The sequence below is a fragment of the Niveibacterium microcysteis genome (assembly GCF_017161445.1).
GTDB classification, from domain to species: Bacteria; Pseudomonadota; Gammaproteobacteria; order Burkholderiales; family Rhodocyclaceae; genus Niveibacterium; species Niveibacterium microcysteis.
Genome location: NZ_CP071060.1, coordinates 1,903,639 through 1,924,470 on the forward strand (window position 1 = coordinate 1,903,639; position 20,832 = coordinate 1,924,470).

At 61.9% G+C, this 20,832-nt stretch carries 20 protein-coding genes; 11 read left to right on the forward strand and 9 right to left on the reverse strand.

From position 1 onward, the window contains the following. Positions 1-47: 47 nt before the first annotated feature. Positions 48-410 carry an ArsR/SmtB family transcription factor gene (locus JY500_RS08695; protein ID WP_246479844.1) on the reverse strand — a complete coding sequence of 121 codons (363 nt, stop codon included), beginning with the start codon at positions 408-410 and terminating at the stop codon, positions 48-50. Positions 411-529: 119 nt separating this feature from the next. Here JY500_RS08695 and JY500_RS08700 point away from each other — a divergent pair, with 119 nt between their 5' ends. From JY500_RS08700 to JY500_RS08720, 5 genes are all read left to right on the forward strand, one after another. Then, positions 530-1,555, forward strand: a complete 1,026-nt coding sequence (locus JY500_RS08700) for an efflux RND transporter periplasmic adaptor subunit (protein WP_206256069.1) — start codon at positions 530-532, stop codon at positions 1,553-1,555. A 9-nt stretch (positions 1,556-1,564) separates the two neighbouring features. Next, positions 1,565-4,780, forward strand: a complete 3,216-nt coding sequence (locus JY500_RS08705; protein ID WP_206256070.1) for an efflux RND transporter permease subunit — start codon at positions 1,565-1,567, stop codon at positions 4,778-4,780. An 18-nt stretch (positions 4,781-4,798) separates the two neighbouring features. Next, complete coding sequence (locus JY500_RS08710) at positions 4,799-5,017, forward strand: YgaP family membrane protein (RefSeq protein WP_172203067.1); 219 nt, start codon at positions 4,799-4,801, stop codon at positions 5,015-5,017. A 67-nt stretch (positions 5,018-5,084) separates the two neighbouring features. Then, positions 5,085-5,516: a thioredoxin TrxC gene (gene trxC / locus JY500_RS08715; protein ID WP_206256071.1), complete on the forward strand. Its 432-nt coding sequence runs from the start codon at positions 5,085-5,087 to the stop codon at positions 5,514-5,516. Positions 5,517-5,538: 22 nt separating this feature from the next. Further along, positions 5,539-5,991 (forward strand): OsmC family protein, encoded by a 453-nt coding sequence (locus JY500_RS08720; RefSeq protein ID WP_172203065.1) that lies wholly within the window; start codon positions 5,539-5,541, stop codon positions 5,989-5,991. Between the two features lie 295 nt (positions 5,992-6,286). Here JY500_RS08720 and JY500_RS08725 read toward each other — a convergent pair whose 3' ends face one another. The 3 genes from JY500_RS08725 to JY500_RS08735 form a co-directional block, all read right to left on the reverse strand. After that, complete coding sequence (locus JY500_RS08725; RefSeq protein ID WP_206256072.1) at positions 6,287-7,084, reverse strand: outer membrane lipoprotein; 798 nt, start codon at positions 7,082-7,084, stop codon at positions 6,287-6,289. Positions 7,085-7,208: 124 nt separating this feature from the next. Beyond that, entirely contained in the window at positions 7,209-9,131 is a 1,923-nt protein-coding gene (mnmC, locus tag JY500_RS08730; protein WP_246479845.1) for a bifunctional tRNA (5-methylaminomethyl-2-thiouridine)(34)-methyltransferase MnmC2/FAD-dependent 5-carboxymethylaminomethyl-2-thiouridine(34) oxidoreductase MnmC1, read from the reverse strand. A gap of 271 nt (positions 9,132-9,402) precedes the next feature. Further along, positions 9,403-9,684, reverse strand: coding sequence for a hypothetical protein (locus JY500_RS08735; RefSeq protein WP_206256074.1), 282 nt, complete (start codon positions 9,682-9,684; stop codon positions 9,403-9,405). A 249-nt stretch (positions 9,685-9,933) separates the two neighbouring features. Between JY500_RS08735 and JY500_RS08740 the strand changes: the two genes are divergently transcribed. The 6 genes from JY500_RS08740 (at position 9,934) to JY500_RS08765 (ending at position 16,478) form a co-directional block, all read left to right on the forward strand. Then, positions 9,934-10,818 (forward strand): AraC family transcriptional regulator, encoded by an 885-nt coding sequence (locus tag JY500_RS08740; RefSeq protein ID WP_206256075.1) that lies wholly within the window; start codon positions 9,934-9,936, stop codon positions 10,816-10,818. 1,516 nt (positions 10,819-12,334) lie between these two features. Next, positions 12,335-12,844 (forward strand): HD domain-containing protein, encoded by a 510-nt coding sequence (locus tag JY500_RS08745; protein WP_206256076.1) that lies wholly within the window; start codon positions 12,335-12,337, stop codon positions 12,842-12,844. A 378-nt stretch (positions 12,845-13,222) separates the two neighbouring features. After that, entirely contained in the window at positions 13,223-13,927 is a 705-nt protein-coding gene (locus tag JY500_RS08750) for a hypothetical protein (protein WP_206256077.1), read from the forward strand. A 105-nt stretch (positions 13,928-14,032) separates the two neighbouring features. After that, positions 14,033-14,746, forward strand: coding sequence for a hypothetical protein (locus tag JY500_RS08755; protein ID WP_206256078.1), 714 nt, complete (start codon positions 14,033-14,035; stop codon positions 14,744-14,746). A gap of 21 nt (positions 14,747-14,767) precedes the next feature. Continuing rightward, the gene (locus tag JY500_RS08760) at positions 14,768-15,892 is read left to right on the forward strand and encodes a GTP pyrophosphokinase (RefSeq protein WP_206256079.1); all 1,125 of its coding nucleotides are present in this window, start codon (positions 14,768-14,770) and stop codon (positions 15,890-15,892) included. 73 nt (positions 15,893-15,965) lie between these two features. Continuing rightward, positions 15,966-16,478, forward strand: coding sequence for a hypothetical protein (locus JY500_RS08765; protein WP_206256080.1), 513 nt, complete (start codon positions 15,966-15,968; stop codon positions 16,476-16,478). Between the two features lie 208 nt (positions 16,479-16,686). Here JY500_RS08765 and JY500_RS08770 read toward each other — a convergent pair whose 3' ends face one another. Genes JY500_RS08770 through JY500_RS08790 form a run of 5 tightly spaced genes read right to left on the reverse strand, consistent with a single transcriptional unit; the run spans position 16,687 to position 20,694 of the window. Next, positions 16,687-19,455, reverse strand: a complete 2,769-nt coding sequence (locus tag JY500_RS08770) for a toprim domain-containing protein (RefSeq protein ID WP_206256081.1) — start codon at positions 19,453-19,455, stop codon at positions 16,687-16,689. Continuing rightward, positions 19,452-19,859 (reverse strand): hypothetical protein, encoded by a 408-nt coding sequence (locus tag JY500_RS08775; RefSeq protein WP_206256082.1) that lies wholly within the window; start codon positions 19,857-19,859, stop codon positions 19,452-19,454. The genes JY500_RS08770 and JY500_RS08775 overlap by 4 nt, the downstream gene beginning before the upstream one ends. Before the next feature lie 9 nt (positions 19,860-19,868). Then, complete coding sequence (locus tag JY500_RS08780; RefSeq protein ID WP_206256083.1) at positions 19,869-20,054, reverse strand: hypothetical protein; 186 nt, start codon at positions 20,052-20,054, stop codon at positions 19,869-19,871. Continuing rightward, positions 20,051-20,299, reverse strand: a complete 249-nt coding sequence (locus JY500_RS08785; protein WP_206256084.1) for a hypothetical protein — start codon at positions 20,297-20,299, stop codon at positions 20,051-20,053. The genes JY500_RS08780 and JY500_RS08785 overlap by 4 nt, the downstream gene beginning before the upstream one ends. 17 nt (positions 20,300-20,316) lie before the next feature. Further along, positions 20,317-20,694 carry a DUF1484 family protein gene (locus JY500_RS08790; RefSeq protein WP_206256085.1) on the reverse strand — a complete coding sequence of 126 codons (378 nt, stop codon included), beginning with the start codon at positions 20,692-20,694 and terminating at the stop codon, positions 20,317-20,319. Between the last annotated feature and the right edge of the window lie 138 nt (positions 20,695-20,832).

The window sequence follows — 20,832 nt, forward strand, 5'->3', positions numbered from 1 at the left end:
ACCCTGGGGTGCCCGTTTTTCTTTGGTGGATTGCGCCGACGCGGCTGCTATTGCACCGGCTTGCGACTTGCCGTCAAAGCCTGGTGCAAGGCCAGGTCCTTCTCCAACTCCCGCGCTACCGAGTCGCACACCAGCGAGCACAGGTCGTAGATCGCCGGGTCTGCGACGCTGATCACCGTGGTTGTGCCGCGTGGCGTGCGTGCGACGATGCCCGCGTCGGAGAGCACGCGCAGATGTTTGGAGACATTCGCCTGGCTGCATTGCGCGATGTCGGTCAGCTCGCCGACCGAGCGCTCGTTCTCTCGCAGTGCGTTCAGGATACGCAGGCGGGTCGGATCGGACAGCGCCTTGAAGTACAAGGCGACGCGGTCGATAGCTTGTTCCGGTAGGGCCATTGGGGTTGCGTCCATTGTCTAGTTGTTGCCTCCAATATATCCCAGTGGTTATCAAGCGAACAAGCCTTGAATAAATCGCTATGTGGTTATATATTGATAGCAGACTTGAACGCATTCGACGAGGACAAGCTGCAATGAAGACCCGAAATATGCTTTGGCTGCTGTGGGGCGTGAGCTTCGCAGGTGTCGCGGCTGACGTGCTGCCGGTGGCCAGCGTGACCCGTTCGCCGGCGGCCGGCACATATCAGGCGGACGCGTCCATCCAGGCGGTGACCCAGAGCGTGCTCTCGGCTCAAGTTCAGGGCCGTGTGCTTCACCTTGCGGTGCGAGCTGGTGATCGCGTCAAAGCCGGGCAGCTGATTGCCCGCATCGACGACCGCGAACTCGGGGCTGCAGAGGCGTCCAGCCAAGCCGCAATCGCGGAGGCGCAGGCCAATCTCGTCAAGGCTGAGTTTGATCTGAAGCGCAGCCAGGCCTTGGCGAAACAGAACTTCGTCAGCTCATCTGCGGTGGAGCAAAACGATGCCCAGGTGAAGGCGCTGCGCGCGCGGGTCGAGGCGCTGCGTGCAGGCGCTGGCGCGGCCAGCGCGAGCCGCAGTCACACGGTGGTGACTGCACCGTACGACGGCCTTGTTGCGGCCACGCACCTGGAGGCGGGCGACATGGCGATGCCGGGCAAGCCGATCGTGACCGTTTTTCAGCCGGGCGCGCTGCGAGCGGTGGCCTACTTGCCCGAGGCGCAGCTGGCTGCCGTGCAGGTGGCGCTGGCCAGAAACACCATGCCGGAAGTGGAAATCGGCGGGAAGGTGGTGGCAGGCGTACGCACCACGGTGCTACCGGCGGCCGACCCGACTACACGCACCACGGAAGTCCGCATCGACCTGCCTGCATCAGCGGTAGCGGCGCCCGGCCAGTTCGCGCGAGCGCGCTTTGCGGTGGGCGAAGCACAGCGCCTGGCGATCCCGCAGGCTACCGTACTCAAGCGCGGCGAGCTGACTGCAGCCTATGTGAAAACCGCCGATGGCCGCTTTCAGCAGCGCCAGATCCGTGTTGGCGAGCGTTTGAGCGATGGCCGCGTCGAGGTGCTGGCAGGCCTTAAGGCGGGTGAGTCGGTTGCGCTCGACCCCATCAAGGCGGCGATCGCTGCCGCGTCCAAGTGAGGTCGATCAATGGCTCACAGCGATAATCGATTGGGTGTTTCGGGGCGCATCGCTGCGCTGTTCCAGCGCAACGCGATCACGCCGCTGCTGGCGCTGGTGCTGTTCCTGCTCGGCGTCTTTGCTGCCGGTATCACGCCGCGCGAAGAAGAGCCGCAGATCAACGTGACGATGGCCAACGTGCTGATTCCCTTCCCGGGGGCATCGAGCACCGATGTCGAACGCCTTGTCGCCGGCCCGGCCGAACAGGTGCTCGATCAGATTGCAGGCGTGGAGCACACCTTCTCGGTATCGCGCCCCGGGCTGGCGATCCTGACCGTGCAGTTCAAGGTGGGTGTGCCGCGCACCGAAGCACTGGTGCGTCTGTACGACACGTTGCACAGCAATCGCGACTGGCTGCCAGCCGGATTGGGTGTGCTCGAGCCCATCGTCAAACCGAAGGGCATCGACGACGTGCCAATCGTCGCGCTGACGCTGTGGACAAAGGATCCGGATGCGAGCGCGTTCGAACTCGAGCGCGTGGCGCACGCGCTGGAGGCGGAGATCAAGCGCGTGAAAGGCACGCGCGAGGTCAGCACGATCGGTGGCCCCGGCAACGCGGTGAACGTGTGGCTGGATGCCGATCGGCTCGCTGCCGTGGGGATGTCTGTCGGCCAGGTGACGCAGGCACTGCAAGCGCGCAACCTGGTGCTGCCTGGCGGTGAGCTGGCCTCTGACAATCGCTTGGTGCGCGTCGAGGTGGGCACGTACCTGGCGGATGCACGCGAGGTCGCTGACGTCGTGATCGGCAGCCGGAATGGCCGGCCGGTGTACCTCTCGGATGTAGCGCGTGTCGAAGCCGGTGCGCCGATGCCCGGCCGCTATGTATGGCATGGCGTGGCGGGCAGCGTGAAGGCCGAATATCCGGCGGTGACGCTGCAGGTTACGAAGAAGGCGGGTGAAAACGCGGTCGATGTGGCGGCAGCGGTGATCGAGCGTGTGGGCGCGCTGCAAAACCAACTTGTACCTGCGAACGTTGAGCTGAGCGTCACCCGCAACTACGGCCAGACAGCCAACGACAAAGCGACCAAGCTGATCCAGAAACTGGCTTTCGCAACCGCCTCGGTCATCGCTTTGGTCTGGTTCGCGCTGGGGCGGCGCGAGGCGGCAATCGTCGGCGCAGCGGTGATCCTGACGCTCGCCGCGACGCTGTTCGCGAGCTGGGCCTGGGGTTTTACGCTCAACCGCGTGTCGCTGTTCGCACTGATCTTCTCGATTGGCATCCTGGTCGATGACGCGATTGTGGTGGTCGAAAACATCCACCGTCACCGCGCATTGGAACCTGACAAACCGTTGTGGGAGGTGATTCCTGGTGCCGTCGATGAAGTAGGCGGCCCGACCATTCTCGCGACGCTCACCGTGATCGCCGCACTGTTGCCGATGGCCTTCGTCAGCGGTCTGATGGGGCCGTACATGAGCCCGATTCCGATCAACTCCAGCATGGGCATGCTGCTCTCGCTCGCGATCGCCTTCATCGTTACGCCCTGGCTCGCAAACAAATGGTTAGGCGCCCACCACGGCGGCGCGGGCGAGGCGCATAGCGAGGAAGCGCGCGAGGGCAAGGTGATGGCGCTTGCCCGCAAGGTGCTCGGGCCCTTCCTCGACCCGCAGTCGGGCAAGTCGGCACGGCGCAAGCTGTGGGCGGGCGTTGGCGGCGCGATCGTGATCTCGCTCGCGCTGCCGGTGATGGAGTGGGTGGTCTTGAAGATGCTGCCCTTCGACAACAAGAGCGAATTCCAGGTGGTGGTCGACATGCCGCCCGGCACGCCGGTCGAAGACACCGCGGCCGTGCTGCGCGAAATGGGCGCAGCGATCGCCAAGGTGCCGGAGGTAACTGACTACCAGGCCTACGCTGGCACCGCGAGCCCGATCAACTTCAACGGCCTGGTGCGCCAGTACTACCTGCGCGCCTCGACCGAGTTGGGCGACATCCAGGTGAACCTGGTCGACAAGCACCATCGCAGCCGCAAGAGCCATGAGATTGCGCTTGCCGTGCGGCCTGAGCTGCAGGCGATCGCGAAGCGCCACGGTGCGCGGGTGAAAGTAGTGGAAGTGCCGCCGGGGCCGCCGGTGCTGAGCCCGATCGTTGCCGAAGTGTATGGCCCGGACGACGCGGGTCGCCGCGCGGTGACCAAGCAAGTGCTCGCAGCGTTCGATGGCACCGCCGACATCGTGGACACGGATTCCACCGACACGGCCGCATCGCCGCAGCTCACATTGCGCGTGAAGCAGGGCAAGGCCGCGCAATTGGGCGTTAACCAAGCGCAGATCGCGCAAGCACTATATGCCGCAGGGCAGGGCGCGGACGCCACCTACCTGCACGATGGGCAGAGCAAGTACGCGGTGCCGGTGCGGCTGGAGTTGCCGCCGGAGAAGCTGTCTAACCTTGACGCGCTGCTGAAGCTGCCGCTCAACACTGCGGACGGCCGCACCGTGCCGCTCGCCGATCTCGTGGACGTTGTCCAGGGCGAGCGCGACCGCGTGATCTACCACAAGGACCTGATGCCGGTGACCTATGTGGTGGGCGACATGGCCGGCAAACTGGACAGCCCGCTTTACGGCATGTTCGGCATTCGCGCCAAGCTCAACGGCCTGAAGTTGGAGCAAGGCGGCACGCTCGGGCAGACCTTCATCCGCCAGCCGGACGACGCCTGGCAGGGCTATGCGCTGAAGTGGGACGGCGAGTGGCAAGTCACCTACGAGACCTTCCGCGACATGGGTGCGGCCTACGCGGTCGGCCTGATCCTGATCTACCTGCTGGTGGTGGCGCAGTTCAAGAGCTACATGACACCGCTGGTGATCATGGCGCCGATTCCGCTGACCATTGTCGGCGTAATGCCCGGTCATGCACTGCTTGGCGCGCAATACACCGCCACCTCGATGATCGGGATGATCGCGCTGGCCGGCATCATCGTGCGCAACTCGATCTTGCTGGTCGACTTCATCAACCTTCAGGTCGAGCAAGGTCTGCCTTTCCGCGAGGCGGTGATCCGCTCGGCCGGTGTGCGTGCGCAACCGATCGTGCTGACCGCCGTGGCGGCGATGCTCGGCGCGCTGTTCATCCTCGACGACCCGATCTTCAACGGGCTCGCGGTGTCGCTGCTGTTTGGCATCGCGGTGTCCACCCTGCTCACCCTGGTGGTGATCCCCATCCTGTACTACGCGCTCAACCAGCGCCGCTTTGCCTGATTTGAAGGAGATACAACCATGACCACCGAACGCCTCATCCGCATCATCGCTGGCGCCTTTGTGATGCTCTCGCTCGCGCTGGGCATTCCCGGCAGCCCGATCTTCGTCAGCCAGTGGTTCCTGGCATTCACCGCGTTTGTCGGCCTGAACCTGTTCCAAAGTGGCATCACGCGCTGGTGCCTGATGGAAGACATTCTCAGCAAGCTCGGCGTAAAACGCGGCGGCATTCACGGCTGAACTTTCGTTCGCCCGGAGCGTCCCCATATCTGAAGCCGTAGCCCGTCGCTACCCTACGGAGAAACCCATGCAACTCGTTTGCCCCCACTGCACCACCTTGAACCGTGTGCCGGAAGAACGGCTCAAGGACGGGCCGGTGTGCGGTCAATGCAAAGCGGCCCTGCTGACTGGCGAGCCGGTCGAACTGACCGAATCCAACTTCGAAGCCTTTGCGACCAAGAGCGACTTGCCGGTGCTGATCGACTTCTGGGCGGCTTGGTGTGGGCCGTGCCGGATGATGGCGCCGCAGTTCGCACTGGCGGCAAAGGAGCTTGCCGGCGAGGTGGTTCTCGCCAAGCTCGACACCGAAGCCCAGCAGCGCATTGCCGGCATGTTCAATGTGCGCAGCATTCCAACGCTGTCTTTGGTGAAGGGCGGGCAGGAGATCGCACGCGAGGCCGGCGCACGCCCGGCTGCAGAGATCGTGCGCTGGGCCCGCGCCGCCGCCGCCGCGGCTTGAATGTGCTTAAACGGAGTCAACCATGAGTGATACCGGCTTCAAGCTACGCCTTACGCAGCAAGCCAACTTTCAGTTTTTGGTGGAATTCCTCGACACCGAGATTCCGCCGATCACGACCGACGAGCCGCCGCCGCTGGGTGAAAACGCCGGCCCCAATCCTTCACGCATGCTGGCCGCGGCGGTGGCGAACTGCCTTGCGGCGAGCCTGATGTTCGCGCTGAAGAAGTTCAAGAACGAGCCCGACCCGGTGACCGTTGAAGTCGACGTCCAGATGACTCGTAACGAGGCCAAGCGCCTGCGCGTCGGCGCCGTCGATGTCGCCATCAAGCTTGGCAAACCCGGCGCCGCATTCGAGCACCTTGATCGTGTGCTGGCACAGTTTGAGGACTTCTGCGTTGTTACGCAGAGCGTTCGAGATGGTTTTGAAGTCAACGTCGCGGTGCGCGATTCGGAGGACGTTTTGCTGAAGGGTTGAATCCCCAGCTTCTGGGGATCAGCCTGTGGATATCGTCAGGGCAGGTGCCACAAGTGACTGGTGCGAAAGGAGAATGTTGTCGTGCCTAATTATTGGGCACGGCGCGCGCCAAACTGGTGAAGATGTCCCCACAGACTGGGGGCGAAGCTGTGGATTGCTGCTGTATTCAAGGGCTAGCGCCTTGATATGAAAGAAAAATGACGGGTTGCTCAAAGTTTGAGCAACCCGTCATTGTGTTTGCAAGGGCGCGCCTCAAAGCATGTGGTCCCGCTAGTGCGTCAGTCGCACCAATCGATCAGAGCATGGTCGGGGACGACGACGATTCGTCGCGGCTCACGAGTACGCCGTTTTCGACACGAACCTTGTCGCCGCTATGCCATGCGGGTGCGCTGCTTTGCTTGATCGTGCGACGGGTGCCGTCATCCATGCGCACGGTGATTTCGTAGTGGCTGTTGCTGCGCATCCGCTTCTCAGCCTCGTTGCCTGCAAAGCCACCGAGAATGGCGCCGCCGATCCGCGCGATCTGCTTGCCGGTGCCTTCGCCGACCTGATGGCCCAGCACACCGCCAAGCACCGCGCCGCCGATCGCACCGAGGCCGGTGCCTTCGCCGGCTTGCTCGACGGCCCGGACGCTCTCGACCACACCGCAATCGTCGCAGCGCGCAACGCGGGTGGTACGCGGCGCGGCATCCGGCGTATGCGTCGGAATACCACCAGCCGCCGCTTGCGGAGCTTCCGCGTGTTCATTGTTCTGCGGGGCGGCGGCCGTGGTGTGGTGCGCCTGTGGTTTGCTTGCAGCCGGCTTGTGGGCCGGTTTTACTGCAGGTTTGGCGTCAGGGGCGGGCTTCTCCGCGGCAGCTTCCGCGCTCGCGACAACCGGGGCCGATGCGCTGGCGACCGGCGCGGCCGGAGGTGCCACGACGGGGGCAGGCTGCTCTGCCTTGATCGTTTCACTGGCCGGTGCGGTGCTGTGCTGCACCGGCAGCACGCCAAGCATTGCGCCGATGCCGGCCAAACTGAATAAGGTGACGGACCCCGCGGCAATCCACATCATTGGGTGCATGCGGGGCGTTTGCGGGCTGACTGCTGACATGACTGGCCTCCTGAGTTGGGGGTACAGTCAAGATAACGCTGGGCCTCGCGTTTGGAGGACCGGTCTTACCTGCGCTTACATCTGTATCCGGGCGGCACGGCAGGGCGCGCGCCGCCGGAACGGTTCAGATTTCGGCGACCGGAGCGCTGCGGATCTTGCGGAACAGGAAGCGCGCCGGATCCACGCGATCGGCCAGCGAGTCAGGCAGCGGCGAGGGCTCGTTGGTGATCTGGCTCGCAACGTATTCCGCCAACAGTGAGCACCACACCAACCCTCGAGCGCCGAAACCCGACAGCATGTACAGCCCGGCGTGGCGCGGTACGGTGGCCATGTCGAAACCGCGGCCACTCATCACTGAAGGCATCTCGCCCGCGATCGGCATCCGGTCGAGCGAGACCGGGCGCTGCCCGACGCGGCCGCTGAGGCGATCCATCGGCACGTTCTTGGCGAAACCGGGCAGCATCTTCTGCAGCTTGTCGAGGTTTTCCAGATGGTCGCCAAGCCGCACATGGGTCGACTCGTCGTCGGCGAAAAAGGTCGCACCGGCGCAGGTCACGCCATCGATGGCCGGGGTTGCATAGCCCTGGCCACAAACGACCGTCTTGAGTGCGGGAATCGCATCTTCTGGCAGATGCGAAACCTGCCCGCGCGCGACGCGCAGCGGCATCCAGTCGGCCAGCGCAAGGCGTTTGGCGTCGGCGGCGTTCGCCAGCACCACGACCGGTGCCTCGGCGAGCAGCTGGCCGTCAGCGGCCACTGCGCGCCACATCTTGCCGACCCGTTGTAGACGTGCGACCGGTGAGCTGTAGCGGCCGGTAATGCGCCCCGGAAAGCGCGCCAGGTTGGCCACGCACAGGCTGGGTGGGTTGATCCAGCCGCCAAGCTGGAAGAACCAGCCACCGTATGCGACCGGCGCGCCTGCGATGCGCTCGGCGTGACGTCGGTCGACGAAACGCACGAAATCCTGCGGTGCCTGGATCGCGTCGACGATGGCGCGCTGCTTTTCTTCCTGCTCGGCATCGCGCGCAAGGTGTAGCACGCCGCACGGCGCCCAGCGGACCTTGAGCTCTTCCGCCTGCAGGCCCTTGAGGTGGCGCAGGCCGTAGAGGAAGCCGGCACGCGTCATCTGGAACAGGCGCCCATCATCGGCCGACGGCAGGGGCCGGAAGGCGCCTGCGAGGTTGCCGGAAGCCCCTTGGGCCGGCTGCGAAGCGGATTCCAGCAACTGGACATCCCAGCCGCGTGAGGCGAGCCGCTCCGCCATCGATGTGCCGGCGAGGCCCGCCCCGATGACGATGGCGCGACGATCGGTCGGATTCAGGCGGCGCTCCGAGATGGTCGTTGCGCGTCCGCATAGCATCTCGCGCTTGCCGGCAAAGCCGGCCTGCTTGTCCGTCAGGAAGCCAGCCTCGGCCAGTGCCGTGCGCACCCAGGCTGAGACCGACCACGTGGCGATGCGGGTGTCCGAGTGCGAGCGTTCCGCGAGTGCCTCGAAGACAGCCGGCGACCACATGTCCGGGTTCTTGCCGGGGGCGAAGCCGTCCAGGTAGATCGCATCGGCCTGCGCGTGCAGTTCGGGCAGCATCATGTGTGCTTCGCCGAACAGCAGTGTCAGCGTGACGCGATCCTCGTCGAAATGCATGCGGTGGAAGCCGGGCATCGCCAATGGCCATTGAGCCCGAAGCTTCGCGGCAAGGTCCGGCGGCGCGCCCGACGCGGCGTGGGCTTCGGCCAGATCGCTGACCGGGAACGGGTGTTTCTCGACCGAGATGAAATGCAGCCGCTTGCAGCGTTTCGGGTCCGCCCGCCAGGCTTCCCAGGTCGCGAGGAAGTTGTGGCCCAAACCGAAACCGGTTTCAAGAATGACGTAGTCTTCCTGCCCTTGCCAGCCGGACGGCAGCCCGCAGCCACCGAGGAACACATGCCGTGCCTGGCCCATCGCCCCTGCGTGCGGGTGATAGACGTCGTCGTACTTGATCGAGTACGGCGTGCCGTCTTCGCCGAACTGAAGACTGGCGGTTTCGAGGGGGCGGTAATCGGTACTCACGCGTGCTGGCTCTGTCTTGGAGGGGATTGGAGTCAGATTGCTCCGGGCGTGTCTGCGGCCCGGAAGCATTGTCTGCAAAGCGATGAAGCTGCCGAGGCGTGCCCCAGGCTGACGAAGACCCCAGAGCTTGCCCCAACGAATTGCACCGTCGGGGCAATTCTATCCGCCTTCGAGCCGTTTGCGGCCGTTGCGCCGCCCCTGCCAGACGGACGGCCCACCCTGCATTGATGGCGGTTGGCGCTATGAACGGCGGTTCAAGCGAATGGCCTGCTCACACGCAAACGCCGCGGCGACGCGCCGCGATGATCCCGCGTACCTGCTCTGCGCTGATTTCGCGGGCGATTTGCTCAACAGCGGTCTCGGGCGAGGTGTGTTGCAGCACCCATGCCGTTTTGCCGCTGTCGATCAGCTTCAGTGCCAGTGAGGAATACGCTTCGATAAGCCGCGCGACTTCCCAAGCGATCGGGTTGTCGCCGGTCGGCGCAGCGAGTGCTGCTTCGATGACGGGCCGCGGCAGGGCCGCGAAGTTCCGGTCCGGTCTGAGCTGGTTCATGGGCGCGCTCCATCAGGCGAATCGAGGGGGCGAAATCTAGCGCGCGAAGCTTACGGATGCCTCGTTCTGACTGTGAAGTGATGTCAAATCGCTGTGCAGTGTTGCCAGCACAACTGAGCCGCGTTAGCCGCGCCGCGGAATCCATCGCGGAGCGCCCTGAAGCGCATCGTGTGCCGAAAGTGAGCAATCGCGGAGACGTGCGTCTGCGCAAAGGAACCTAGACTGGCGCCTCGATCAGACCAAGTCACCATGCGCAAACCCGTTGAACTCTCCTATCGTCGCCGCATCAACCTTGTCATTGCCCATGTTGGCCAGCATCTCGATAACCCTCTGGATGGTGGCGAGCTCGCGAGTGTTGCGTCGATGTCGCGCTTTCATTTCCATCGCGTCTTTGCTGCGATGACGGGGCTTACGCCGGCCGAATATGTGTTTCTCGCGCGCATGTCGCGTGCCGTGGAGCGCTTGCGCAAGGGCCGCGACCCGATCACCCGGATCGCCCTTGAGGTCGGCTTTGAGGGTGGGCCCGCACTTGCGAAGGCGTTGCGCCGTCATTTCGGCATGACTGCAAGCGAAATCCGCGGTAGCGCGGTTGATCCGCGACTTGGCCTGGTCGGCGAACGTACCTATCCACGACGAAGAAAGGAACTGCCCATGCTGACGCCTGAGATCACGACCCTGCCGGAACAACAGGTGCTTTGCGCGACTGAACGCGGACGCGTGAACAACGATATGGGTGTCGCTGCGCGGCGCGCGTTTGCCCGGCTGATGGCCGGTGCGCAGGCGATGGAAGTGATGCCACGGGTCCAGCGCGCAATCGCGATGGCACCGGACTGCCCACGCGGCCCTGACGACCCGGATCAGCGCTTCATTGCTGGTTACGTGATCGAGGGCGAGATGCCGGCGCTGGCCGACGGGCTGCATTGCGAAACGCTGCCCGCAGGGCGCTGGGCCGTGTTCCGCCATGTCGGGCCTTACACCACCTTGTGGCAGGCCTGGACCAGCGTGTATCGCGACTGGATACCGCATTCCGGTTGCACGCTGCGCGACGCGATGCCCTGCGAGCACTACGTCAATGATCCGCGCGAAGTGGCGCCGGAGCAGCTCATCACCGATCTGTACATCCCGATCGAGTGAGCGGAGTGAACGCCTTTGGCGCGCAGCGCGCCGCTGCGGTGCTGGGCGGCGCTGACACAGCGATACTTGCGGCGGCCACGCGAAGGCTCACGCCGCAGCGGTGAGGCGGGAACAAATGAAAAACCCGCAAGGCTCTCGCCCTGCGGGTTTCGGGTGCATCCGGCGAGCGGAGCAGACCGGCTGATTACTCCGGCCGCATTTGCGGCTTGAAGAAAAGCGCTGCAAGTGTCGGATGTAAAACAAGAAATATAGAAATCTCCGCACGAGATACCCCCAAAAGTACCCCCAGCTTTTTCCGGTGTCCAGCGAATTCCCAATTGACGCTCTGCGTTCGCCGGCGGACGTAGGGCTCGGTCGCCCGTTGGGGGCGGGGTGCCGCGGAAGGAACCGGGGGACGGGGGCGATAACGCCCCTCTGCTCGCGCCAGGCGGATAAAAAATGCTGCGACGCAGCAGAGGCGTTGGCCCACGTCGAGTACCGATGCCACCAGTTCGACACGCACTTCACAGCTGTTGCCAGGGGCCACACAGGCAAAAAACACCCCGAAACCGTGGATTGGCTGAAAAGCGTAGAAAAATCAATAGGTTGAGGTGTTTTGAAGTCGTGGATTGGCCGTGGATGCTCCACGGGTTCGAGAAAAACCCAATTGAATCAACGGTATGCCAACGGTCTTTTCCACGCTTTCGCCCGTTTTTCCCTCGCAATTCCGTGGATTAAAAATGAGGCAGCGTGGAGAACCCGTGGATCGACGTTTTCTCGATTTCCGGCCTTCTTCTTCTCTTTCTCTCTGATTTTTAAAAGAAATAAGAAAGAAAGGGCGGAAATGCACCAAGGCGGTGCCGTGGAAGAAAACGGGCAAACCGTGGAAGAACGGAGCAATTCCGTGGAGAAACGGAACCAAACCGTGGAAGTGGTAAATCGCGCTCAGGGCGCAGATACGTGGGTTCAGGCGATCGGCCAGCTGTCAAGCCCCCATTTTCCACGGGGTTTTCCAATCTGCCTGTACCCCGGCGCGGATACTTTCGTGGCCATCGTCATTGCGCTCGTGCTTGCAGCCCAAGTAATTGCTGCTGTGCAGCAAAGAGATCCGAGGCGTTCGTCGAGTAAGCAAAGTTGCAGAGCGTCGAACGCACAGGGAGGTTCTCTATGCGATCCCCCTCGGGCGCTCACCGCGGTGCTATAGGGGCGTTGCTCGGAGCCGTGCCTAATTTTGGGCGCGGTCTGATTGCGAATCGTGTCCAGCAGTGACCCAATGGCAGGGTGTCAGCGCACTGCTTGGCAGTGATGACTGTCCGTCTCCTCGCAACGGCCAGCGCGGGAGCTGTCATGTCGTCTGGCGTGGAGAATTCCACGTGCGGGCAGCGCTCTGGTCGCCGACGACACGTCCGCGCCGTTCATAATGGGCAGGCGCCGCGATTTGCTTGAGCCTCTGTGTTTCCATTGGAGTCCAGTGGTAAGGAACGCTGTGCCATGATGGACACGCTGGCAGCTTAATGAATCCCTAACGCTTACCAAAATGACCATCTCCGCTCGCGAGTTCGCAATTGCTGCCCACGGTGATCAAAGGTACGGCGAACGCCCATACGTGTTTCACCTAGATCGGGTTGTTGAGAATCTATCGGAGTTTGGACCGCTTGCCGAAACGGTAGGCTATCTGCACGACGTAGTTGAAGACACGGCAGTTACGGTCGCCGAAATCGCGGAGAAGTTTGGTCCATTGGTGGCCGAATGTGTCGCCTTGCTGACGGATGAACCCGGGTCAAATCGCAAGGAGCGCAAGGCCAAGACCTACAAGAAACTGGCGACGGTAAGAGGTGTTGCAGAGCTTGCCCTGATCGTCAAGGTGGCCGATCGGCTGGCCAACGTAAGGGCGTGCATCAATGACGGGAGAGTCGCGCTGTGGGCCGTCTACCGTGATGAACATCCGACATTTCGAGCTGCGGCTTACCGGCCAGGGCAGTGCAACAGACTATGGCGGCAGCTCGATGATCTGCTTCTGGAGGGGGCCTGTGGCGTCAGGGTCTAGCGAGCCAGTCAGCGGAGCGCCAAGCTCCTGCGGAATTTGGTTTCATCCGATGCGCTCCGGCGTTTGTTACCACCAACGTCGCGCGTCATGACCGAAGAAAGCCGATTGCTCAGACAGAGACTGTTTGCGGGGGGGCTAACGCAACTCGCAAGGCCGTTCGATATCTGCATGTGGCCGGCCGGCAAATGTACCCAACGGGCCATTCGTGCTCACTCTGTACAGAACTCGCACGTGCTTGATCGTCTCCATAGGCATGGTCACGTTGTGATGCCGAGGCTTCGCGGGAGTTTTTCCGGTGGGCCGAAGGTGCAGTTCGAACAGGTCGGTCGAAACAAAGCGACTACGTTTACGGGGCTGTGTAGTTCGCATGATCATCAGATGTTCTCTCCGATCGAATCCAGGGCGTTCGATGCATCGAACGCCCAGCATCTGTTCCTGATTGCATATCGAGCCGTCCTTAAAGAGGCGCATGCCTCCCTGAAGGCGGGCATCGACTCGCAGGCAAACTATCTAAGAGCTGTAGAAGCGGGTCTGTTCCCCCGTGATGAACCATCCGCTCCGGGAGTTGCTGCAGTCGAGCAAATGGTGGCTGGCTACCTTGTGCACCAAATAAAGGAGAGGTACGACCAAGCCTTCGTGGCGCGCGAGTGGAGCCGCACCCGACATGCGACTCTCTACCTAAATGTCCCACCTGGTGTGGCAGTTAATTCGTTCTTCAGCACTGACATCTGGTCTGAAGAGACTGATACTCCTGCAATGGTGAGCCTGAACATTCTTCCTTATCGTGGGCAGACCTTGGCTGTGTTCTCCTCGCTGCCGGAGCATTCCGAGCAAGTCGAGATGGCATTTGATCGAATATTCTCTTCGAGGGAGGAGTGCCAGCTCCATGAACTATCCAAGCTAGTCCTGAAGAAGTGCGAGAACATCGTTTTGGCTCCCGCGCTTTATGACACCTTCTGCCGTCGCCAGAAGGAGCAAATAACAACCTATTTTGAAAGAAACGTCGCCGGGCAGAGCTATGAGGCGGATGATCCTCAAGTTTTCCTCTTTTCGGCCATTCGGGCGACGTCCTCGTCAATATGACGCCGTTCCCTTCCATAGAGAGGGAACGGCCTGCGTCGGCTACCTTCATTCTGGCGAGCTAGTGACGGCGCCGAGCAATTGAAGCGATGAAATCTACTGCGCACCATGTCTCAGTTCAAACTTGAAAAGCGACTCCCGTCGTGCACCGTCAGCAAAGACCTTCTAAAGGAGCTGGAAACGTACTTGCTCGCCAAGGCGAAAACCCTCTCTGGTGGCGAAGATCTTGAGGATCGACACTTTCGAGTCTGCATTCACGACGATCTCGGCGTTGAGGCAGTCTCAAATGTGGAGAGTGTCCCGGGGCGCCAGTTCTTGGATAGCACCAATCAAGTGACTCTAGATCTCGACCTGAGATACGGGAAGCTGGCATTCCCTTTGCAGGTGGAGGTTAGATTCGACAAAGACCGCACGTTCTCCCGGCTCACAGTGTCCTACACCGGCGACGACGCTAGGGCGGTTGTGGCTGGATTGCATGATGGAATTATGCGACTGATCCTTTCTGCAAAGAATGGAAATGTTTTTTTTAATCCGTCGCCGTTTCTAGAGGGGGCGTTGTGGGGGGGGTGTTCACTCTCGTTGCTTTTGAGTTCGATAGTCGCAAAGGTGATGCCGACCGTTTTCGCTGTTGGCGCTTTCGTCATCGCTCTCACGTTCATCTATTTGATCGCAGGCAAACGCTTGCGGCCATATACGGCCTTCGATAGCCCAACGACGGATAGAAATTCCAAGCTGGCAGATTGGTTTGTCTACGGACTTGCGGGGTTCGTTCTCTTCGGCAGTCTTCTGGCTGTCGTGCGAAGGAGCTATTTCGGGTTTTAGTTACTGGATCAACCGGACCGCTTGTCGATTGCGTTCGCAGGCATCCTCTGCGCTTCGAGTTCCGGCGACTTGTCGGCAGGAAGTTTCGTTATTCAAGGAGAGGACGTGGCGTCTCTAGATTTTGACAAAGAAAAGAGTTCATTTCGTGAATGGTATGACTCAAAGCGCACGGTGCTCGCTCGTGTTGCCAGCCAGCTTGAGAATCTAATCGCAACTCTGACTTCGAGTTCTGACGATATTGAAGAGCCGATTGTGTCTCATCGCATTAAGGATCGAGAGGAGTGCATCAAGAAATTCGCGCTCAAGTATCAGACCGGTCTGGAATCGACAAGTACCGAGTATGAAATAAGAGATCATATTACGGACTTGGTGGGGCTTCGGGTTGTGTGCTACTACGAAACCGATATCGCAAGGGTTGTAAAAGTCCTGCGTGAGAACTTTGAAGTGGTCTGCGAGACAAATAAGAGTGCCGAGTTGGAAGCTCAAGATAATGTCTTTGGCTACAAGGGACACCACCTTGATTTGCGTGTAAATGGAGATAGAGCAAATCTCCCCGAGTACGGGGAGTATCTTGGACTGCGTTTTGAGGTGCAGGTTAGGTCGACTATTCAGGATGCGTGGAGCGTTCTGGACCACAAGATCAAGTACAAGAAGTCAATTCCGCATGAGTTGAAGCGGAAGATAAATGCGCTTGCGGCGCTATTTGAGATTGCTGATCGTGAGTTTACAGATATCAAGGAGGTCACGGAGCGGTTCAAGAAAGGCGTTCAGGCCGACATCGGAGTTGCAAGTCAGTCGGCATCAAAACCGCTTGACGTCTTCGAATTCTTGGCATTGACTCAGCCTCGCTTTCCCGACTACCAGTTTCAAGGGTTTAAGGCAGATGGCTTTGTGCAGGAGATTAATCGGTGGAGCTCTAAGCTGGATGTGGCTACGTTCAAAACCGTTCTGGAGACACATATGGCCAAAGTGGACGAGTATGCAAAGTATCAGAAGTCTTCGCATGGCAATGAATTGAACCCATTCACTAAGCTGCGACATGCCCTCTATCTGCACAATAGAGACGACTTCAAACTTGTGCTTTACGATGTTCAAAGATCAAGCTTTGACAAGTGGCTCGCCGAAGATGTTGAAGGAAAGAGATAGGGGTTGGCCGATTCCGCGCAGAGCCGCGCGTGTTTTCGTGGGGTTGTATCCACTGTTATGTGCAGAGATTTCAATGGCGACCGAGCGTAGCGACAAGCTTCATTCTGATTGGCGTGCTTCCACAGAGAAGTTCGACTACTTTGTCCTTGGGGTGGTTGGGGCACTCTGTGCATTCGTTGGGCAAAGCTATAAGCCCGGCAGGCTTGGGTTTAATCCAGCGGCGCTCGAGCTTATAGCTCTTCTAGTTCTTGTGTTCTCTGTTGTTGCCGGCTTTCGGCGCATTGAACAGACGCTGATCATTACAGCTCTCAACAGCCGAGAACTTCATGCACTCGAGGCTAGAGGTGGCATGGCAAAAAATATGCAAAACGGCAGCACTCTAGTCAATGAGGCTACTGGGCAGTTCTTTACTCCTGAGCAGGCAATACGGCGCTTCGAAGAGCTTACTCATATAGTGAAAGCTGTCCAGCCACCCTTGGAGAAGGCGAAGACAGCCGCTTGGCAGTACTACAGAGCTAGAAACGCTCTTGCTCTGTGTGGTTTCCTACTCCTCTTGGCCGCCCGCGTTTGGTCAGCGTATTCGTGATAAGTTTTGCGTTTGGGGCGATTTGACGCTCTCGGACGGACTCGCTGTCCCGGTTGCTGTTGTGCGCAGAGGTTCGAACGTGCTGAGTGCGGGCACGGCTTGGAGGATCCGGGGCGCGGCAGTCTTGGACGCAGGCCTTGCTTACCCGGCGACGGTCTTAGGGTCAAACCTTGTTTGCATCCGGCGCTGGTTCTCCAACCGACCGTCCCTAATCGCAAGTCATCAGCGGCGTCGCATAGAGCCCCAGCCTTTCCAGCTTCGCTACGCTCAGCCCCGTCAGGTGCGCCATTCGCCGGCCGCGGATCGTGCGTTCGGCTTCGTCGATCAGCACCACGCCGCTGGCGAGCAGTTGTTGCTTGAACACGCGGGCGGTTTTGATCGGTAGGGCGTCGAACTTCGTGCGCAGGTGCGGCGCGGTGGATAGGTGGTCCATCACGTGGCTCGGGCGCAGGAACAGGGTGGGCTCGGGCTTGCCGTCTTCGGTGCGCACGGTGTCCCAGCAGTAGGGGTGGTCGAAGCGGTTGGCTTCGATTTCCGATAGCAGGATTTCGGTGATCCACACCCAGGGCAGGCGAACGCCGTCGGTGTCGGCGATGTGCTCGTTCATCTCGGCCATCAGGTCGTGTGCGAAGCCCGCCAGCGCGGCGTCGAGTCCGGCGAACTCGCACAACAAGTCCCACGCGGTGAGGATGGCGGCGTAGTTCTCCATCATGCGGCGCGCGGTGGTGTCGGCATCCGGCGCGCGGGAGTTGCGTCGGCAGAACGCCAGGCGTGCGCTGTGCTGTTCCAGGATGCGGCCGGCGCCGACGCGCGCGAGGAACTGCAGCCACTGCCACACCGGGAACTGCGGCAGATCGTTCGGGATCAGCGGGCCTTGTTTGGCCGACGTGAGCGAGCTGCGACAGATCTTCGATTGCAGTGATGCCACGTCCACCTCTTCGCCGGCGAGCAGCACCGGTGCACACATCAGGTAGGGCGTGAGGCTCGCGCCGACGCGGGTGAACTCGAACCGATAGGTCGATTGCAGCAGGCCGTCGATTTCAGACAGCACCGTCTTCGGCAGTTTCGAGAACTCGTCCCAGCCCACCGGGTGCGAGGTGTAGGACACCGATGCGCGGCGCCGGTGGTCGGTCTTGAGCATCTGGCCCGACAACACCTGAAACGCCAGCGCGGATTGCATCGATTCGAGCAGCTTCGATTTGCCCGAGCCTTTCTCGGCCTGCATCTGGAAGTGTGGATAGAAGCCGAGCACCGCCTTCAGGTGTGCGCCTAGCGCCCACACGAAGGGGATCGCCGCGGCGTTGCGCTTGAACGTTGCCTGAAAGGCTTCGATGCACACCCGCGCCGCCTGCGTAGTGCCGCGGGGAAACGCCATGTTGTGATACAGGCACTGCTTCGCCGGCTCCATGAAGTAGCAGTCGCTGCCTTCCAGTGCGGCCGGTTCGCTATCGCGCCAGGCGAGCCCGACGAAGTTCACCACGTCGCGCGCGCCGAGGTCCGCCGAGCGTTCGAGGATGTTGATCATCCGCATGAACGGGTGCGGCTTGAAGATCGCCCCGAAGCGCGATCGCCACCATTCCAGGTTGAACAGCATCCGGTCATCTACCACCTCGCGCTGTAGCGTCGCGCCGTGGCGGGGCGCTTGCGCGCTGATGCCGAACACGGTTTCGGACTGCGTGTCCGGCGTGCCGTTGATGGTGGCCAGGTGGCCTTGCACCCGCAGGCGAGAGAGCGCCGCGATGCGGAAGGAGCACAAGTCCGCCAAGGTTTCCTGCCGCTCGCCGTCTTCCCCTTCGCGGAATTCATCCACGTACTGCGTGAAGTCCTCGCGGGCGCGGTAGCGCCAATACACCTTGAAGTCGTAGTCGGGCAGGAAGACGCGGCGCGTGCCTTGAAGGCGCTCGCCACCACCCGGCATGCCCGGTATCAACCACGGCTCCAACCGGCGCAGGCGCTGCAACAACTCGCTAGCGCCATGGGTCTTCAGCACGTCGTTGATGTCTTCGCCTTCTTCCCAATCCTGCATGTCGACCAGCAGGGCCGCGATGTCGCAGGCCGTCAGCCGTTCGGACAATCGCCACGCCGCCGCAAGGCCGGGCCGTTGGCCGGTTCGCTCGTTCACCGCGTCGCAGTGGTCCAGCGCGATCACCACGCGCTTGCCTTTGAGAAACGCCAGGTCGAGTTTGTCGGCGTTGCCGGTTCCGCGAATCGCCAGCGCTGCGGTGCCATTGGGCAGCGCGCAGCTTTCAACCGACAACGCATTGATCGGGCTTTCGACGATGTAGACCGTGTGCGCGCGCCGCAGGCGGGTGGCGTCGCTCGTCCAGGCGTGGGCTTCCTTCTCGCCCTGGCACTGCGTCTTGGCGCCGCCGTTGAGTGCCGGGTCGGCGTAGCGCAGGTCCACGGCCACCACACGGGCGGTGTCGTGCGCCCGCACCAGGAAGGCCGCCGCGGGGCCGCCGTGGCCTTGCTCGCCCGCCGGCACCTTTTCGCTCTTCCATGCGTTCCAGCCGATCGCGCGGTTCTTCAGTGCGCGGCGCACCACGGCTTCGTCGATACCGCGGCCGACGAGGTAATCCACCACCGGCTCGGGTGCGGCCAGGCACTTGGTCGCGATGAACTCGACGATGCTCTTCTGCTCGCTCTGCGCTTCGGCCACGCGCCGCGGCTGCGGTATGCCGTACCACTCGCCGAGCAGGCGGGCGGCTTCCATCGGCGTGCCGAGTTCGGGCTGGCAATACAGCACCAGGTCGATGCAACTGCCGCCTTCCTCGGTCGACCAATCTTTCCATCCGCGGCCGTTGGGCAAGATCGAGAGCGAGGGCGTGCTGTCCGGGTGGTGCGGGCTGCGGTAGTTGCCCTTGCTGCCTTTGCGCTTGAGGCCCAAGCGGTCGGCCAGGTCATGCAGGTCGATCTGATCCTTCAGGCGCTCGAACCACTCGCCCACGGCCGAGCTGGGGAATAGTGCGGCGCTCATCGGTGGGCCTCCGACGGGTCGTAGTGCTTGTAGGTGGTGCGCAGTTGGCGCAGCAAGCCCGCGGCGCAGTCGAAGAAGTCGTCAGAGATGCAGTTCCGCAGCTCGCGTTCGAGCTTCAGCTTGTCGCGCAGGAAGCTCTGCGTGTCGGTCATCATCGGCATCAGCGCATCGAGCAGGCCGCGGATGTATTCGCGGTCGGCTTCGTAGCGCAGGTGTTCGTTGAACAGCCGGCGCGACTGCTGCAGGCCCACGAACACATCCAGGATGGTGATTGCCTGGTCGCGGCCCGCCATGTAGGCGTTCTCGTGAAACTGGCGGGCCGTGAGCACCGTTTGGATGCCGAGCTTGCGCTCATCTCTGTTCGAGAAGAGGCGGCGATTCGGACGGGGGTTGTTGTATCGCATGGCGCCCTCTCAGTTCGCCGCGCGGGGCGTTGTGCCCCGCGTCGAAACAGCCGCGAGCAGGGCGGCAAGAAGCGGATGAACGCGGCGGTCGGCCGGTGTGTCACCGCCCTGGCGTTCGATCTGCGCGCGGGTGAGCGCGTGCCGGTTGCCGCGGCGCGTGAGCGCTTTGTGCTTGGGTGTGCCGGTCTTGATCATGCTTTCACCTCCGCCTGTTTGCGGTAGCTACCGGCGAGGTGCGTGGTGAGCTGGCCGTCGCGGTCCATACACACCACAACGGCGCCGATGCATTCACCGTCGACGGTACGTGCAAGGCAATCGGTCAGCGTGTCGGCGACGTGCTGAGCATTGACGGAAAGCGGCTCGCGCGGAGCGGTAACCACTTGCACGCGAGGCGTTTTGCGTTGTCCCGGGCAGGCGCGGCGGGAAGGGTGACGTTTCATCTTCGGGCCTCCTGCGATCAATCGACCAGGTCGCCGACATGCGCGGCGGCGTTTTCGATCTGACGGACAAAGGGTTGGAGCAGGCAGCACAGCCGGCTTGCGCTGACGTGCTTCGTGTCGCAGTGGTCGAGCAGTTCCAGCACGCCGGTGAGGCCTTCGGAAACATGCAGCAGCGCGATGTGCACGCTGTTCAGTACGCCCACCGTCTGGTGGGTGAGGCCGGTGATGGATTCGGCGATCTCGCCAAGCGGTTTGGCGGTGCCGTGCGCGCAGCGGTTGTTGATCTCGGTGCGGAGCTTGTTGAGGCTGGCCAGCGCGGCGCGCAGGCTATCGAGCTGGCGGCCTTCGAGTTCCGGCAGCGCGGGCGGCAAGGTAAAGCGCGCGCGATCGTTCATGACGGGCGCCTCCCGTTGCTGAGGGAGCGGCCGAACGACGGCAGGGCGTTTGGAGCGTAATTGCGGAGCGACGGGGCGCGTGTTTGCGACGCGCGTAGCGATGCGACAGGCATATGGGCCTCCTTGTTTGTCGAGGCC

Excerpts from the sequence above, each read along its gene's own strand:
- JY500_RS08695 (WP_246479844.1), bottom strand. The coding sequence starts at position 410 with ATGGACGCAACCCCAATGGCCCTACCGGAACAAGCTATCGACCGCGTC.
- JY500_RS08700 (WP_206256069.1), top strand. The coding sequence starts at position 530 with ATGAAGACCCGAAATATGCTTTGGCTGCTGTGGGGCGTGAGCTTCGCA.
- JY500_RS08705 (WP_206256070.1), top strand. The coding sequence starts at position 1,565 with ATGGCTCACAGCGATAATCGATTGGGTGTTTCGGGGCGCATCGCTGCG.
- JY500_RS08710 (WP_172203067.1), top strand. The coding sequence starts at position 4,799 with ATGACCACCGAACGCCTCATCCGCATCATCGCTGGCGCCTTTGTGATG.
- trxC (WP_206256071.1), top strand. The coding sequence starts at position 5,085 with ATGCAACTCGTTTGCCCCCACTGCACCACCTTGAACCGTGTGCCGGAA.
- JY500_RS08720 (WP_172203065.1), top strand. The coding sequence starts at position 5,539 with ATGAGTGATACCGGCTTCAAGCTACGCCTTACGCAGCAAGCCAACTTT.
- JY500_RS08725 (WP_206256072.1), bottom strand. The coding sequence starts at position 7,084 with ATGTCAGCAGTCAGCCCGCAAACGCCCCGCATGCACCCAATGATGTGG.
- JY500_RS08735 (WP_206256074.1), bottom strand. The coding sequence starts at position 9,684 with ATGAACCAGCTCAGACCGGACCGGAACTTCGCGGCCCTGCCGCGGCCC.
- JY500_RS08740 (WP_206256075.1), top strand. The coding sequence starts at position 9,934 with ATGCGCAAACCCGTTGAACTCTCCTATCGTCGCCGCATCAACCTTGTC.
- JY500_RS08745 (WP_206256076.1), top strand. The coding sequence starts at position 12,335 with ATGACCATCTCCGCTCGCGAGTTCGCAATTGCTGCCCACGGTGATCAA.
- JY500_RS08750 (WP_206256077.1), top strand. The coding sequence starts at position 13,223 with ATGTTCTCTCCGATCGAATCCAGGGCGTTCGATGCATCGAACGCCCAG.
- JY500_RS08755 (WP_206256078.1), top strand. The coding sequence starts at position 14,033 with ATGTCTCAGTTCAAACTTGAAAAGCGACTCCCGTCGTGCACCGTCAGC.
- JY500_RS08765 (WP_206256080.1), top strand. The coding sequence starts at position 15,966 with ATGGCGACCGAGCGTAGCGACAAGCTTCATTCTGATTGGCGTGCTTCC.
- JY500_RS08770 (WP_206256081.1), bottom strand. The coding sequence starts at position 19,455 with ATGAGCGCCGCACTATTCCCCAGCTCGGCCGTGGGCGAGTGGTTCGAG.
- JY500_RS08775 (WP_206256082.1), bottom strand. The coding sequence starts at position 19,859 with ATGCGATACAACAACCCCCGTCCGAATCGCCGCCTCTTCTCGAACAGA.
- JY500_RS08780 (WP_206256083.1), bottom strand. The coding sequence starts at position 20,054 with ATGATCAAGACCGGCACACCCAAGCACAAAGCGCTCACGCGCCGCGGC.
- JY500_RS08785 (WP_206256084.1), bottom strand. The coding sequence starts at position 20,299 with ATGAAACGTCACCCTTCCCGCCGCGCCTGCCCGGGACAACGCAAAACG.
- JY500_RS08790 (WP_206256085.1), bottom strand. The coding sequence starts at position 20,694 with ATGAACGATCGCGCGCGCTTTACCTTGCCGCCCGCGCTGCCGGAACTC.